Below are 14,476 nucleotides of genomic sequence, written 5' to 3' on the forward strand. Positions count from 1 at the left end.
CCAGAACGATGGACTTTTCGATGCGGTCGAAACGGGTCCGCAACGTCCCTGTGGACAACCGGTGGAGGGTGCTGAGAGCGCTAGGACGCTCGGATATACCTCCACCCAGAGAAAAGCCCGGGTTAGGGGTTGAGGGCGAGGAGGTCGATGCTCGAGTCGTGCCCGGTCCGCACCGTGATGGGCAGGGTCTCCAGGACGTGCTTGCCGATCCGGCCGTCCTCGGGCAGCTCGATCGGGTAGACGCCGGTGAAGCACGCCGTGCACAGGTCACTGGCCGGCTGCGCCGTCGCGGCCACCATCCCCTCCTCAGAGATGTACCCGAGCGAGTCGGCCCCGATCGACGCCCGGATCTCCTCCACACCGAGCCCGGTCGCGATGAGCTCGGCCCGCGTGGCGAAGTCGATGCCGTAGAAGCACGGCCACTGCACCGGCGGCGACGAGATCCGTACGTGCACCTCCAGTGCGCCCGCCTCCCGCAGCATCCGGATCTGGGCCCGCTGGGTGTTGCCGCGCACGATGGAGTCGTCGACGACCACCAGCCGCTTGCCGCGGATCGTGTGCTCCAAGGGGTTGAGCTTGAGCCGGATGCCCAGCTGGCGCAGCGTCTGCGACGGCTGGATGAAGGTCCGGCCCACGTAGGCGTTCTTGACGAACCCCTGCCCGTACGGGATGCCGGCCTCCTGCGAGTACCCCACCGCCGCGGGCACCCCCGACTCGGGCACCCCGATGACGAGGTCGGCGTCGACCGGGTGCTCCCGGGCCAGCTGGCGCCCCATCTCGACGCGGGCCTCGTGGACGACGCGGCCTCGGATCACCGCGTCCGGCCGGGCCAGGTAGACGTACTCGAACACGCACCCCTTCGGCTGCGCCGGCGCGAACCGGTGCGAGCGCAGCCCGTGCTGGTCGATCGCCACCAGCTCACCGGGCTCGATCTCGCGCACCACCGACGCACCGATGGTCTGCAGCGCCGCCGTCTCGGAGGCGACCACCCAGCCGCGCTCCAGCCGGCCCAGCGCCAAGGGGCGCACCCCGTGGGGGTCACGCGCCGCGTACAGGGTGTTCTCGTCCATGAAGACGAAGCAGAAGGCGCCCTTGAGCAGCGGCAGCACCTCGAGCGCCGCCGTCTCGATGGGGCGGTCGGGGTCGGCCGCGAGCAGCGTCGTCACGAGCGCCGTGTCGGACGTGTTGCCCCGCCCGAGCTCGCCGCGCTTGCCCGCCGACGAGCCGAGCTGGTCCCGGACAAGGTCGCGCAGCTCCATGGTGTTGATGAGGTTTCCGTTGTGCGCCAACGCAACTGACGTGTCCCCAAGGCCGCCAAGGGTCGGCTGCGCGTTCTCCCACGTCGATCCGCCGGTCGTGGAGTACCGCGTGTGTCCCACCGCGATGTGCCCGCGCAGCGACGCCAGGGCCGACTCGTCGAACACCTGGCTGACCAGCCCCATGTCCTTGTAGACGAGGATCTTGTCGCCGTCGGCGGTCGCGATCCCGGCGGACTCCTGCCCGCGGTGCTGCAGCGCATACAGGCCGAAGTAGGTGAGCTTGGCGACGTCCTCACCGGGTGCCCAGACCCCGAAGACACCGCAGGCGTCCTGCGGACCTTTGTCGGAGGGGTTCAGCGGGTCGAGGTCGTGCGAGAGTCGTCCGTCTCCGCGAGGCACGCCGTCAGTCTCCCATAGCAACCGGTGCGGACCGGTCAGCGACGCCGCTCCAGCAGGACCGCGACGAGTCCCGCGAGCAGGGCGCCGATCCCGCCGAGCATCACCCCGAAGAACGCGATCTGCGAGCCCGCCGAGTAGTCCGTCGCCGAGTCACCCACCAGCGAGACGATCGCCCCCGCGAGGAACCCGACCACCGCCCCGGTCACGATGAACCGCAGGAAGTGGGGCGTCCGTGGTGGTGCCGGCCTCACTCGGCCAGCGTATGCCACCGCCCCCGGGACCACTCGGTCCAGTCCGGGTCGTCGGGCCGGTCGTCGTGGCCGGCCAGCTCCTCGACGGTCGGCGTCTCGAAGAGGGTCGCGTAGCCGTCCATCTCCGCGCGGGCGATCCGGAACGAGCGCGGGTCGTCCCGGGCCGCCAGGCGCCGCCACTGTTCCTCGGGCTCGACGGACAGGTAGTGCAGCCGCGTCACCGACCCGACGTCGGCCGCGAGGTGGCGCAGGCCGGTGCGCTCGTCGCGGCTCCACACGCCGAAGTCGAGGACCACGTCGACGCCCAACCGCAATGACCGCATCGCCACCCCGATGAGCAGCCCCTCGACGGCGTTCCGCTTCCCGCCGGCCTCCGACTCCCCGAACAGCGGCACCATCCACTCGTCCGGCGTGAGGCGCAGTGCGGGCAGCTCGGCCTCGAGCCGCTTGGCCAACGTCGTCTTGCCGGCGCCGGGCAGCCCTACGACGACGTGCAGCGTCGTCACGTCAGACGCCGGCCATGGGCAGGTACGCGGACAGGTCGGCCCGCAGTCCGGACGCCCGGATGCGGCCGCTCGCCTCCGCCTCGGACCAGGCCACCGTGCCGGTCACCAGCCCGAGCCAGGTCGGTGCGTCGGTCTCGAACACGTTCGGTGGCGTACCGCGCTTGTGGGTCGGTCCCTCGACGCACTGCACGGCGCCGTGGGGAGGAACGCGGACCTCGACCGACCGGCCCGGGTGCCGCGCCGCGAGCTCCTCGAGCGTGAAGCGGACCGCGGTCGCGACGACGGCTCGAGGCACCGTCGACAGGTCGGGTGCGGACTCGCATACCGCGAGCGCGTCGTGCCCCGCCGCGGGATCCACACGGCGGCGGGCCGGCACTAGCGCAGCTCCGGGATCAGCTGGGTGGCAACGATCTCCAGGGTCGACTCCGTGCCGGCGTAGGGGGACGTCGACCGGGGCCAGTGGCAGATCACGTCGGTGAACCCGAGCTCCGCTGCGCGGCGGACGTGGCCCCCGAAGGTCTCGGGGTCGGCCAGCGAGTAGGAGGGGGCGGAGTCGAGGCTGAGGTAGCGGGGGTACGCACCAGGGTCGCGGCCCGCGGAGGTCAGCGCCTCGTCCAGCGTGGTGACCGAGCGGCCGACTCCCTCGAACCAGGCGTCCACGCTCTCCGCTCCGCCCGGCCCGGTCGTCATCCAGCCGTCGCCGTGCCGCGCCGCGAACCGCACGGACCGCGGTCCGTTCGCGGCCAGGAGCAACGGCACGTGGCGGACCCGCGGGAGCGTGCGCATGTCGTCGGCCGAGAACCACCGGCCCTCGACGCTCACGTGGTCGTCCTCGCGCAGTCGCAGCAACAGCCGGGTGAACTCCTGGAACCGGTCCACCCGCTCGCGCGGCGAGAGTGGCGGGCCGCCCAGGATCCCCGAGTCGAGGTCGCCACCGTTGCCGACGCCCAGGAGGAACCGGCCGCCGGAGACATCGTCGAGCGACTGGACGTCGCGCCAGAGGGCGGCGGGATGCCGGAAGTTCGGCGAGCTGACGAAGGTCCCGAGCCCGATCCCGGAGGTGACAAGAGCCGCGGCCGTCAAGGTCGGCGTCGTCCCGAACCACGGCGAGTCGGGGAGACCGCCCCAGACGAGGTGGTCGTAGGTCCAGGCGTGGTCGAAGCCCAGCTCCTCGGCCGTCCGCCACTGCCGCTCGGCCTCGGACCACGGCCGCTCCGGAAGAATCGCCAGCCCGAACCGCACCGTGCCACGCTACTCGGATGCCCGACGACCTCTGGACAGCGGAGCGCGTCGTGGCGGCCTCCAACGAGTGGCGGTGGGTGCCGGACGGCGCGACGTCGACCAGGACCGACGAGTTCGTCGTCGTCCACCCGCCGTTCTATCTGCCGCTGGCCACCATGGTGTGGGTGCTGGGGTCGTCGCGCCGGGCCGAGGATCTCGCCGACGACATCGAGAGCGCGGCGCGCGACCTGGGGTCGACCACGTTGGGGTGGCGGCTGACCGACGTCACGGTCCCTCGCGATCTCGAAGCCGTCGTCGTCTCCCGGGGCGGCTCGACGACCGAGCGGATGGACGTCCTGGCCCTCCCCATCGGCTCGGAGACGCCCGACTTCGGCACACCTCCGGACGTCGAGGTCCGCCGGGTGAGCGACCGGGAGACGGTCGCCGACATGCTCGAGGTCACCGCCGACGGCTTCGGTCAGCCCGACGTCGCCCCGGAACGGCACATAGCCGCCCTGAACGAGGCGCGGCGCGGCCTCGAGGACGACTCCGTGGGGATTCTTGTCTCCTACGTGGACGGTCAGCCGGCGAGTACCGGTGGGTGGACGCTGGCGGGACCGGTGTGCCGGCTGTGGGGAGGAGCGACGCATACCCGCTTCCGCCGACGCGGTGCCTACCGGGCCGTGCTGGCACAGCGGCTGCGCGTGACGCAGGCGCGCGGGGCCACCCTGGGCCTGACCCATGGCGTCGTGGACACCTCCTCCCCGATTCTCACCGGCCTCGGTTTCGCGCGCTACGGCGAGGAGCGCATCGTCGAGCAGCCACTCGCGTGAGCGAGCCACGGATCCGGCTCGACCGTGACTCCTACGGCGGCGTGACCGTGGTCGTCGACGGGACGCCGCAGTCCTACGTCCAGCCGGACGACCCGCTACTGCTGGTGTTCGAGTACGTCCAGCACTTCGCCCTCGTCGCCGACACGCTGCCGCCTGGTCCGTTGGCGGTGACCCATGTCGGCGGCGCCGGACTGACGTTGCCCCGCTACGTCGAGGCGACCCGTCCGGGCTCGACCCAGATCGTGCTCGAACCCGACGGCGAGCTCACCGAGGTCGTGCGCCGCGAGCTGCCGCTGCCGCGTCGGCACCGGATCCGGGTCCGGCCCGTGGACGGCGCGTCCGGTATGCGGGCGCTCGCCGACGGCAGCGCCGACCTGGTCGTGGTCGACGCCTACGCGCAGGGCCGCATCCCTGCGGAGCTCACGACCGTGGCCTTCCTGACCGATGTTCGCCGCGCCCTGCGCCCGGACGGCGTGCTGCTGCTCAACGTCGCCGACGAGCCGCGGCGCCGGTTCCTGGGCCGGGTGCTCGCGACTCTGCCGGCGGCGGGGTATGCGGACCGGCTCGTCCTCGCGACGTCCGAGGTGCTGCGCGGAAGGCGGTTCGGCAACTCCGTGGTCGTCGCGAGCGTGACGCCGCTGAACGTCGCGGCCGTTCGGCGTGGCGTCTCGCGGCTGGCGTTCCCCGCCGGGGTCCGGTACGCGGGCGAGCTGGACCGGTTCGTCTCGGGGGCGCGTCCGCTGACCGAGGACGACGCCGAGCCGTCCCCCGCACCCCCGGACCCGGGAGCCTGGACGGTGCGCTGACCCGGTCAGCGGCCGAGGACCGCGGGCAGCGTGCCGGTATGCCGGTCTCGCAGGGTGACGAGGTCGGCCTCGATGCGGTCGTCGTGGCCGAGAGACACGACGAGCCCGTCGGTGTCGGTGTCGACGGTCCCGATGCGGGCGACGGGCAGCCCCGCTTCCTCGACCAGCGCGAGCAGATCGTCGTCGCTGCCGGGGACGACCGACACAACGACGCGCCCCGCCGACTCCGAGAACAGCGCGACGAACGCATCCTCGTGGACGTGCTTCAGTGACACCTTCACGCCGACGCCGTGGCGCAGCACCGACTCGCACAGCGCCTGCGCCAGACCGCCCTCGGACAGGTCGTGGGCCGCGTCGAGGAACCCCTCGCGGGCCGCCTCGACGAGGACACCGGCCAGTCGCTGCTCGTGGTCGAGGTCGTGGAACGGCGGCCGGCCGCCGAGGTGGCCGTGGACGACGTGAGCCCACTCGGACCCGTCCAGCTCGTCGCGGGTCTGACCGATGAGGAACACCGACGAGCCGTCGGTCCGGAACCCGGTCGAGGTGCGCGTCGACACGTCCTCCATGACGCCGAGGACGCCGATCACCGGTGTCGGGTGGATCGCCACGTCGCCGGTCTGGTTGTAGAAGGACACGTTCCCGCCGGTCACCGGGATGCCGAGCGTCTTGCAGCCCTCGGCGATCCCGCGCACGGCCTCGCGGAACTGCCACATCACGCCCGGGTCCTCAGGTGACCCGAAGTTGAGGCAGTCGGTGACGGCCAGCGGGGCCGCGCCGGCGGTCGCGACGTTGCGGTAGGCCTCGGCCAGCGCCAGCTGCGCACCGGCATACGGGTCGAGCTTCGCGAACCGGCCGTTGCAGTCGGTGGAGACGGCGACGCCGCGTCCGGTCTGCTCGTCGACCCGGACGACGCCGGCGTCGTCGGGCATCGCGAGCGCGGTGTTGCCCATGACGAACCGGTCGTACTGCTTGGTCACCCAGGACTTGTCGCAGAGGTTCGGGCTGCCGAGCATCGTCAGCAACGTCGCGCGGAGCTGCGCACCAGTGACGGGACGCTCGAGGCCGTGAGTTCCGTTCTCCTGCAACGAATCCAGGTATACGGGTCGCGCGAGCGGTCGGTTGTAGACCGGGCCGTCATGAGCCACCGACCGCGGCGGGACGTCGACGATGGTCTCGTCGTGCCACGTGATGACCAGTCGGTCACCGTCGGTCACCTCGCCGATCACGGTGGCCTCGACGTCCCACTTGCCGGTGATCGCGAGGAACTCGTCGAGGTGCTTCGGCTCGACAACGGCCATCATCCGTTCCTGTGACTCCGACATGAGGATCTCCTCGGGCCGGAGCGACGCGTCCCGGAGCGGGACCAGGTCGAGCGCCACCTGCATCCCACCGTCACCGTTGGACGCGAGCTCGCTGGTGGCACAGGACAACCCGGCTCCGCCGAGGTCCTGTATGCCGGCCACCACCTTGGCGGCGTAGAGGTCGAGGCAGCACTCGATGAGCACCTTCTCGGCGAACGGGTCGCCGACCTGGACCGCGGGGCGCTTGGTCGGGCCGCCCTCGGCGAACGTCTCCGAGGCGAGCACCGAGACGCCGCCGATGCCGTCGCCGCCGGTCTTGGCGCCGAACAGGACCACCTTGTTGCCGGCGCCGCGGGCCGACGCGAGGTGGATGTCCTCGATCCGCATGGCGCCCACGCAGAGCGCGTTGACGAGCGGGTTTCCTTGGTAGCAGTCGTCGAAGACCACCTCACCACCGATGTTGGGCAGACCGAGGCAGTTGCCGTAGCCGCCGACGCCGGCGACGATCCCCGGCAGGACGCGCAGCGTGTCGGGGTGGTGCAGGTTGCCAAAGCGGAGCGGATCCATGATCGCGATCGGCCGCGCGCCCATCGACATGATGTCGCGGACGATCCCGCCGACTCCGGTCGCGGCGCCCTGGTAGGGCTCGACGTAGGACGGGTGGTTGTGCGACTCGACCTTGAACGTCACCGCCCAGCCGTCGCCGATGTCGACGACGCCGGCGTTCTCGCCGATGCCGACGAGGAGCTTCTCGCGCATCTCGTCGGTGGTGTTCTCGCCCCATAGCGCGAAGTGGACCTTGGACGACTTGTAGGAGCAGTGCTCCGACCACATGACGGAGTACATGGCCAGCTCGGCCGACGTCGGGCGACGGCCGAGGATCTCGCGGATGTTGTCGTACTCGTCCTCCTTGAGGCCGAGCTCGCTCCAGGGCTGGCTGGTCTGCGCGTCGGAGGCCGCGACCTCGACGGTGTCGACGCGGGCGGCGACGCTCACGCGGCCACCCGGTTCAGGACGGAGGTGAAGAAGGCCAGCCCGTCGGTGGACGGCCCGAAGCCGTCCTCGACCGCGTGCTCCGGATGGGGCATCAGGCCGACCACGTTGCCGCGCTCGTTGGTGATGCCGGCGATGTCGCGGTAGGACCCGTTGGGGTTCCGCCCCACATACCGGAAGACGATCTGGCCGTCGCCCTCGAGCCGTCGGAGCGTGGCCTCGTCCGCGACGTAACCGCCCTCGCCGTTCTTCAGGGGGATGGTGATGTGGCTGCCGACCTGGAGGTCGGAGGTCCAGGCGGTGGAGGCGTTCTCGACGCGAAGGACCTGCTCGGTGCAGATGAACTTCCGATGGTCGTTGCGGATCAGCGCTCCGGGCAGCAGGTGAGACTCGCAGAGGATCTGGAACCCGTTGCAGATCCCGAGGACCGGCAGGCCGCCGCGGGCCGCGGGTACCAGCTCCTCCATGACCGGGGCGAAGCGGGCGATGGCGCCACAGCGCAGGTAGTCGCCGTAGGAGAAGCCGCCGGGCAGGATGACGGCGTCGACGTCGCGCAGGGTCCGGTCGGCGTGCCAGAGGGCGACCGCCTCGGCCCCGGCGGCTCTCACGGCACGGGCGGCGTCGCGGTCGTCGAGCGAGCCCGGGAAGGTGACGACCCCGACCTTCACGAGCCGCCCTCGGCCGTCACGGAGACGACGTCCTCGATGACCGGGTTCGAGAGCAGGGTCTCCGCCGCCTCGCGCACACGGGCGAGGTGGTCATCGGTCACCTCGCCCTCGACGGTGAGGACGAACCGCTTGCCCTGGCGGACGTCGGTGATCCCGTCGAAGCCCAGCCGTGGGAGCGCACCGGCGACGGCCTGGCCCTGCGGGTCGAGGATCTCGGGTTTGAGCATGACGTCGACGACGATCCGTCCCATGGGGCGAAGGCTACCGAGGCGGCTCAGCCGAACCGGCGACCGGTCAGCCGCTGGTATGCGTCGACGTACTTCTGCCGGGTCCGGTCGATGACGTCGTCGGGCAGCGGCGGCGGCGGTTCGCCGGACCTCCGGTCCCATCCGCTGGCCGGGGAGGTGAGCCAGTCGCGGACGTACTGCTTGTCGAACGACGGCTGCGGGTGGCCGGGTTCCCACTCCTCGGCCGGCCAGAACCGCGACGAGTCGGGGGTGAGGACCTCGTCGGCGAGGATCAGCGTGGGCTTCCCGTCGGTCCGCTCGACACCGAACTCGACCTTCGTGTCGGCGATGATGATGCCGCGCTCGATGGCGATCTCGTTGCCCCGAGCCAGGATCCGCCGGGTGAGGCCGTCCGCGAGGTCGCCGATGTCCGCACCGACGAGCTCCGCGACCTCGGCGGCGGTCATCGGGAGGTCGTGCTCGCCGACGGGGGCCTTGGTGGTCGGGGTGAAGACCGGTTCGGTCAGCCGGTCGCCGTCGACCAGCCCGCGCGGGAGGGGGACGCCGGACACCGAGCCCTTCTCCGCATACTCGCTGAGCCCGCCGCCGGTGAGGTAGGCGCGGGCGATGCACTCGACCGGGACCATCTCCAGGCGGCGACACAGCACGGCGCGGCCGGCGACGTCGGCCGGGACGTCGGTGGAGACGAGGTGGTTCGGGACGACGTCGGACAGCCGGTCGAACCACCACAGGCTCAGCTGGGTGAGCACCGCGCCCTTGTCGGGGATCGGGGTGTCGAGGACGTAGTCGAACGCCGAGATGCGGTCGGAGGCGACGAGAAGCAGCTGATCGGGGGCGTCGTCCGGCGCGTACAGGTCGCGGACCTTGCCGGAGTAGACGTGGGTGTAGCCCGGCAGGGTGGGCGCGCTCATCCGATGGTGACCTCTCCACGTTGCGCCGCGAGGGCGATGTCGGTGCGGTGGTGGCCGCCCGCCAGCTGGATCTCCGCAACGGCCCGGTATGCGGCGTCGCGCGCCTCTGCGAGGGTCGCGCCGGTGGCCACCACGTCGAGGACCCGGCCGCCCGCGGAGACGAGGAGCCCGTCGGCGTCCCGGGCCGTGCCGGCGTGGAGGACGTAGACGTCGTCGACGGTCTCGGCGGACTCGACGCCGGCGATGGTGTCACCGGTCCGGGGGGCGGCGGGGTACCCGTTCGACGCGACGACGACGTTGACCGCGTAGGCCGGGTCAATGCGGAGGTGGTCGATCTCCTCGAGGCGGCCGTCGGCGGCGGCGTGGAGGAGGGTGCCGAGCGGGGTGCGGAGCTTGGCGAGGGAGACTTGGCCGTCGGGGTCGCCGAAGCGGGCGTTGAACTCGACGACACGCGGGCCCTTGGAGGTCAGGGCCAGGCCGACGTAGAGGGCGCCTACGAACGGGGTGCCCCGGCGGCGCATCTCGTCGATCGTCGGTTGCGCGATGCGTTCGACCACGAGGTCCGCAAGGGCAGCGGGGGCCCAGTCGAGCGGCGAGTACGCGCCCATGCCGCCGGTGTTGGGCCCCTCGTCGCCGTCGCCGACGCGCTTGAAGTCCTGGGCGGGGGGAAGGGCGAGGACAGTGGTGCCGTCGGTGACGCAGAAGACGGAGGCTTCGGGGCCGTCGAGGTACTCCTCCACGACGACGCGGCCGCCCGCTTTGGCCAGGCAGGCGGCGGCGTGGGTCCGGGCCTCGTCGAGGTCGTTCGTGACGACGACACCCTTCCCGGCGGCGAGTCCGTCGTCCTTCACGACGTGCGGCGAGCCGAGGTCGTCGAGGGCGTCGTCGACCTCCTCGGGCGTGGTGCAGACGTGGGCGCGCGCCGTGGGGACGTTGGCCGCGGCCATGACCTCCTTGGCAAAGGCCTTGCTGCCCTCCAGCTGCGCGGCGGCGGCGGACGGCCCGAAGACGAGGAACCCGGCGGCGCGCAGGACGTCGGCCACGCCGGCGACCAGGGGCGCCTCCGGGCCGATGACGACGAGGTCGACGGCGAGGCGGTTGGCGATCGCGAGGACGGCGTCGGCGTCGGTGACGTCGGCCAGCGGTTCGCACCGGGCGATGGTGTCGATGCCCGGGTTGCCGGGGGCCGCCACCACGGCGTCGACCGCGTCGTCCGCCGCGAGGGCCCTGGCGAGGGCGTGCTCACGCGCCCCCGACCCGACGACGAGGACTACCCAGCCGGCCACGGCGACCACCCTAGGACCCACGCCTCGATGGCGCTGTGCCCGTCTCGTCGGCTTGACGCAGCATCGAGCGAGTTGACGCCCCCTGCAGCCCGCGTCGAGTCCCTTGACGCAGCGTCAAGCCGAGTGGCGGCGCGAGCCCCGCCGGAGGCCGGTTGCGCCCTGAAAGCGGGGCGCGGTGCTCCCGGGAGGCAGGGGGGACAATCACCCGGGAACACCGCGCTTCTCGCTCCGCGCCGCTGGGAGGGGGACCCGCGGCGTCGGGGCAATGTCGATCGCAACCGACACGGCCCACAATGGCAAACAAGCGCGACTTAGTAAAGAGGTCAACTGTCGGAGTAGAGTCAGTGGCGGAATTCCGCCAGCAGCTCGGGCCCGGCAGCGTGGAGTGGAGGGGTGTCAAGTGCCGGACATACCGGAAATATCACCCCCGGCCCGGCGCGAGTCGGAACCCGAGCCGCGATCACTTGCGTGGCTGGAGTCCCCGAACGACGACGCCACGCGCGTCTACCTGTCGGTGATCCGCATCCCCCGGCCGACGCGCGAGCTCCTCCTCGCACAAGGAATTCCGGCCGCCCGGCTGGACCCGGCGCTGCAGACGTTGGCCGAACGCGGGCTCGTCGTCCTACGGAGCGGCGGGGCGCTGGACGTCCCTCCGCCGCTCACCGCCCTCACCCAGCACGCCCTTCTGCTGGAGCGCCGGGCGAGCGCGGCCCGGGCCGCCGCCGACGGTCTCTCGCGCATCTACAACGCGTCGCGGAACGACGACGACGACTCGCACGGCACCCTGGAGGTCCTTATGGACCTCGAGCACGTCGGGGCGGCCACCAACGAGGCCGTGGCCCTGGCCGAGAACTCGGTTCGCTGCCTCCGCGGGATGACGGCGCGAACCCGGGAGCTGATGGCATCGCCCCTCGGGTCGCACCGCGAGCCGACCATCGGGGTGGGCGGTCGGCGAGTGGACATGCTCACCGTCTGGGACACCCAGGTCCTCGAGATGCCGGGGGCGCTCACGGCGCTCTCGGCCCGTCGCGAGGGCGGCGAGGCCCAGCGCTCGATGACCAACATCCCCCTCAGCGTCGTCGTCGTCGACGAGACCACGTGCATCGTCGAGTGGACCGGCGACGGCAAGGGTCCGCAAGGACTCAAGGGACACGCGCAGGGGGCCGTCTCGGCGGGCATCCGGGTGTTCGACCGGTTCTGGCAGCTCGGAACCCCCATCGGGGACGACGCCGAGGGCGAGCTCGACGCCCGCGACGCCACCGTCCTGCGGTTGATGGCCGCCGGGGTCACCGACGCGGCGATCGCCCGGCAGACCGGCTTCTCGCAGCGGACCGTGGAGCGCCGGGTCCGCCACGTCATGGAGCGGCTCGGGGCGCAGACCCGGTTCCAGGCGGGTGTGCAGGCCGTGCACCGCGGCTGGCTCTGACCGACGGGCCGCTCACCATGAGACGGACGGCTGGCGAAAGCATCCACCCAACCGGACTAGACTCACACGTTCCCATCGTGGCGGCCTGACCTGAGCGACACAGCTCGCAATGGGTCCGGACCGCCGACAACGAGACTCGCCAGGCGGAGTGTGTGACCGGTTCGGACAGCAGGGCGGACTCGATGTCGGCCCTTGTGGCTGACGAGATCGCCGTCGAACAGGCTCACGTGGACCAGGTCTACGCAGAGCTGGTCAAGGCGGGGACCCGCGCCGGTCTCGTCGAGGCCGACGGCCTGGCCCGCGGGCGTACGGACCGGGTCGGTACCGCTCGCGACGAGGAGCTGACCGGGCTGTTCGAGCGCGACGCCCTGGTCTTCCACGCCGCGCGACGGCGCAACGCCCTGGAGAGCCAGTACGAGGGGCTGGTCTTCGGCCGCCTGGACATCGACCACCCGCCGAAACCCGACGGGGAGGGCGACCCCGAGCGCGAGGTCCGCTACATCGGCCGGCTCGGCGTCCGTGACGACGACTACGAGCCGCTGGTCATCGACTGGCGCGCCCCCGCCGCGTCGCCGTTCTACCGCGCGACCCCCGTCGAACCGATGGGCGTCCTGCGCCGCCGCGTGCTGCGCTGCAAGGGGTCCGACGTCGTCGGCATCGAGGACGACCTCATGGTCGCCGAGGCCCCACCGGACCTCGTCGTCGTCGGCGACGGGGCCCTGATGGCGGCGCTGACCCGCAGCCGCGGGACCCGGATGCGCGACATCGTCGCCACCATCCAGCGACACCAGGACGAGGCGATCCGGGCGAGTGCCCGCGGCATCACCGAGATCACCGGCGGCCCCGGTACCGGCAAGACCGTGGTCGCCCTGCACCGCGCCGCCTACCTCCTCTACAGCGACCGGCGTCGCTACGAGTCCGGGGGCATCCTCGTCGTCGGCCCCTCCGCGGCCTACACCTCGTACATCGAGCGAGTGCTCCCGTCGCTCGGTGAGGAGACCGTCACGCTGCGCTCCCTCGGCGACGTCGTCGACGCCGTCAGCACCGAGCGCCTCGACACCCCTGCAGCGGCGGCGGTCAAGGGCAGCCTGCGGATCCGTCAGGTGCTGTCGCGGGCCGCCCACGACGCCGTCCCGGACGGGCCGGAGGAGTTTCGCGCCTTCGTGGCCGGGTTCGCCGTGCGGCTTCCTCGCCAGACCCTCGACCAGGTGAGGTCGCGCGCGCTGCGGCAGCACCAGCGGAACCTCGCCCACGACACGGTCGTCCAGCTGCTCGCCGACGCCGCCTACCGGCAGAGCGGGCACCCCGAGCGCGAGGACTTTGTGAGCCGGTTCGAGGACCACCTCGAGGTCGCCACCTTCCTCGAGAACTGGTGGCCGCAGCTGGACCCGCGCGAGGTGCTGCTCTGGCTCGCGGACGAGGATCGGCTGACCCGCTACGCCAAGGGCGTTCTCGACGACGAGGAGCGGGCGCAGCTGCTCGCTTCGATGCGGCTGGCCCTGGAAACCGGCGTCTGGTCGGTCGCCGACGTCGCGCTCGTCGACGACGTCGCGGCGCGGCTTGGCCCGGTCCAGGACGCCCCGCGCGAGGAGCGGGGCTTCTACGAGATCGAGGAGCTCGACGACCTGTCCTCGCGTGGCGTCTCCGAGCTGGGCGGCCGAGCGCTCCCCGACCGGGTCGAACCCGCATACACCCTGACCCCCCACGATGCGCGGGAACGCTTGCTGCAGGGGCGGATCGGCCGCCCGGAGGACTACGCGCACGTGCTCGTCGACGAGGCGCAGGACCTCTCACCGATGCAGTGGCGGATGCTCGGCCGCCGCGGCCGGTATGCGTCCTGGACGGTCGTCGGCGACGCCGCGCAGAGCTCCTGGCCGGACGCCGCCGAGTCCGCGGTCGCCCGCGAGGAGGCGTTCGGGACGCAGCCGCGCCGGCTGTTCCACATGGACACGAACTACCGGAACGCGCGGGAGATCTTCGACTACGCCGCTTCGATGATCCGGCGCAGCGTTCCGGACGCGGACATCCCCCAGGCAGTGCGCGAGACGGGGGTCGAACCCGTCGACGGACCGCTCGGCCCCGACGTGTATGCGTCGGTGGCGGCGGCGGTCGAACGGCTCCTGGGGGAGGTCGAGGGCTCCGTCGCGGTGATCACCCCGTCGCACCACGCCGCCGTCCTGGCCCCGCTGGGCGCCGGCCCCGACGGCCGCGTGCAGGTCACCGACCCCATGTCGACGAAGGGCCTCGAGTACGACGCCACCGTCGTCGTCGACCCCGACGCGATCGTCGCCGAGTCCCCGGGCGGCGCCCGGGTGCTCTACGTCGCGTTGACCCGAGCGGCCCACCGGATGACCGTTCTGCGCTGAGC

14 protein-coding genes are annotated in these 14,476 nt (G+C 71.9%); 4 read left to right on the forward strand and 10 right to left on the reverse strand.

The annotated features are described in order from the left end of the window. Positions 1-122 precede the first annotated feature (122 nt). Genes purF through VIG79_RS16340 form a run of 5 tightly spaced genes read right to left on the reverse strand, consistent with a single transcriptional unit; the run spans position 123 to position 3,657 of the window. A complete protein-coding gene (gene purF / locus VIG79_RS16320; protein WP_331887535.1) occupies positions 123-1,658 on the reverse strand; it encodes an amidophosphoribosyltransferase in 1,536 nt (511 codons plus the stop codon). A 35-nt stretch (positions 1,659-1,693) separates the two neighbouring features. Further along, on the reverse strand, positions 1,694-1,909 hold the full coding sequence (locus VIG79_RS16325; protein ID WP_331887536.1) for a hypothetical protein: 216 nt from the start codon (positions 1,907-1,909) through the stop codon (positions 1,694-1,696). Further along, entirely contained in the window at positions 1,906-2,415 is a 510-nt protein-coding gene (locus tag VIG79_RS16330; protein ID WP_331887537.1) for an AAA family ATPase, read from the reverse strand. The genes VIG79_RS16325 and VIG79_RS16330 overlap by 4 nt, the downstream gene beginning before the upstream one ends. 1 nt (position 2,416) lies before the next feature. Beyond that, positions 2,417-2,791, reverse strand: a complete 375-nt coding sequence (locus VIG79_RS16335; RefSeq protein ID WP_414672647.1) for a sterol carrier family protein — start codon at positions 2,789-2,791, stop codon at positions 2,417-2,419. Then, positions 2,791-3,657, reverse strand: a complete 867-nt coding sequence (locus VIG79_RS16340) for an LLM class flavin-dependent oxidoreductase (protein WP_331887539.1) — start codon at positions 3,655-3,657, stop codon at positions 2,791-2,793. The genes VIG79_RS16335 and VIG79_RS16340 overlap by 1 nt, the downstream gene beginning before the upstream one ends. A 17-nt stretch (positions 3,658-3,674) precedes the next feature. Between VIG79_RS16340 and VIG79_RS16345 the strand changes: the two genes are divergently transcribed. Together VIG79_RS16345 and VIG79_RS16350 are read left to right on the forward strand one after the other, a co-directional pair. After that, complete coding sequence (locus VIG79_RS16345; RefSeq protein ID WP_331887540.1) at positions 3,675-4,469, forward strand: GNAT family N-acetyltransferase; 795 nt, start codon at positions 3,675-3,677, stop codon at positions 4,467-4,469. Then, positions 4,466-5,275 (forward strand): fused MFS/spermidine synthase, encoded by an 810-nt coding sequence (locus VIG79_RS16350; RefSeq protein WP_331887541.1) that lies wholly within the window; start codon positions 4,466-4,468, stop codon positions 5,273-5,275. The genes VIG79_RS16345 and VIG79_RS16350 overlap by 4 nt, the downstream gene beginning before the upstream one ends. Positions 5,276-5,280: 5 nt before the next feature. On the opposite strand, the gene purL is transcribed toward VIG79_RS16350, so the two are convergent. The 5 genes from purL to purD are packed head-to-tail and all read right to left on the reverse strand — an operon-like array spanning position 5,281 to position 10,682. Beyond that, positions 5,281-7,572, reverse strand: coding sequence for a phosphoribosylformylglycinamidine synthase subunit PurL (gene purL, locus VIG79_RS16355; protein ID WP_331887542.1), 2,292 nt, complete (start codon positions 7,570-7,572; stop codon positions 5,281-5,283). Continuing rightward, positions 7,569-8,237 (reverse strand): phosphoribosylformylglycinamidine synthase subunit PurQ, encoded by a 669-nt coding sequence (purQ, locus tag VIG79_RS16360; protein ID WP_331887543.1) that lies wholly within the window; start codon positions 8,235-8,237, stop codon positions 7,569-7,571. The genes purL and purQ overlap by 4 nt, the downstream gene beginning before the upstream one ends. Then, a complete protein-coding gene (gene purS / locus VIG79_RS16365; RefSeq protein ID WP_331887544.1) occupies positions 8,234-8,488 on the reverse strand; it encodes a phosphoribosylformylglycinamidine synthase subunit PurS in 255 nt (84 codons plus the stop codon). Before purS ends, purQ begins: the two co-directional genes overlap by 4 nt. A gap of 23 nt (positions 8,489-8,511) precedes the next feature. Then, positions 8,512-9,396, reverse strand: a complete 885-nt coding sequence (locus VIG79_RS16370; RefSeq protein ID WP_331887545.1) for a phosphoribosylaminoimidazolesuccinocarboxamide synthase — start codon at positions 9,394-9,396, stop codon at positions 8,512-8,514. After that, a complete protein-coding gene (gene purD / locus VIG79_RS16375) occupies positions 9,393-10,682 on the reverse strand; it encodes a phosphoribosylamine--glycine ligase (RefSeq protein ID WP_331887546.1) in 1,290 nt (429 codons plus the stop codon). The genes VIG79_RS16370 and purD overlap by 4 nt, the downstream gene beginning before the upstream one ends. A 400-nt stretch (positions 10,683-11,082) precedes the next feature. Here purD and VIG79_RS16380 point away from each other — a divergent pair, with 400 nt between their 5' ends. After that, the gene (locus tag VIG79_RS16380) at positions 11,083-12,108 is read left to right on the forward strand and encodes a helix-turn-helix transcriptional regulator (protein WP_331887547.1); all 1,026 of its coding nucleotides are present in this window, start codon (positions 11,083-11,085) and stop codon (positions 12,106-12,108) included. Positions 12,109-12,290: 182 nt separating this feature from the next. Then, the gene (locus tag VIG79_RS16385; RefSeq protein ID WP_331887569.1) at positions 12,291-14,474 is read left to right on the forward strand and encodes a HelD family protein; all 2,184 of its coding nucleotides are present in this window, start codon (positions 12,291-12,293) and stop codon (positions 14,472-14,474) included. Positions 14,475-14,476: the final 2 nt, after the last annotated feature.

It is taken from the genome of Lapillicoccus sp., assembly GCF_036559105.1.
Lineage (GTDB): Bacteria > Actinomycetota > Actinomycetes > Actinomycetales > Dermatophilaceae > Lapillicoccus.

What these genes read in the sequence shown, in the direction of transcription:
- VIG79_RS16345 (WP_331887540.1), top strand. Translation starts at nt 3,675, where the DNA reads ATGCCCGACGACCTCTGGACAGCGGAGCGCGTCGTGGCGGCCTCCAAC.
- purS (WP_331887544.1), bottom strand. Translation starts at nt 8,488, where the DNA reads ATGGGACGGATCGTCGTCGACGTCATGCTCAAACCCGAGATCCTCGAC.
- VIG79_RS16370 (WP_331887545.1), bottom strand. Translation starts at nt 9,396, where the DNA reads ATGAGCGCGCCCACCCTGCCGGGCTACACCCACGTCTACTCCGGCAAG.
- VIG79_RS16385 (WP_331887569.1), top strand. Translation starts at nt 12,291, where the DNA reads ATGTCGGCCCTTGTGGCTGACGAGATCGCCGTCGAACAGGCTCACGTG.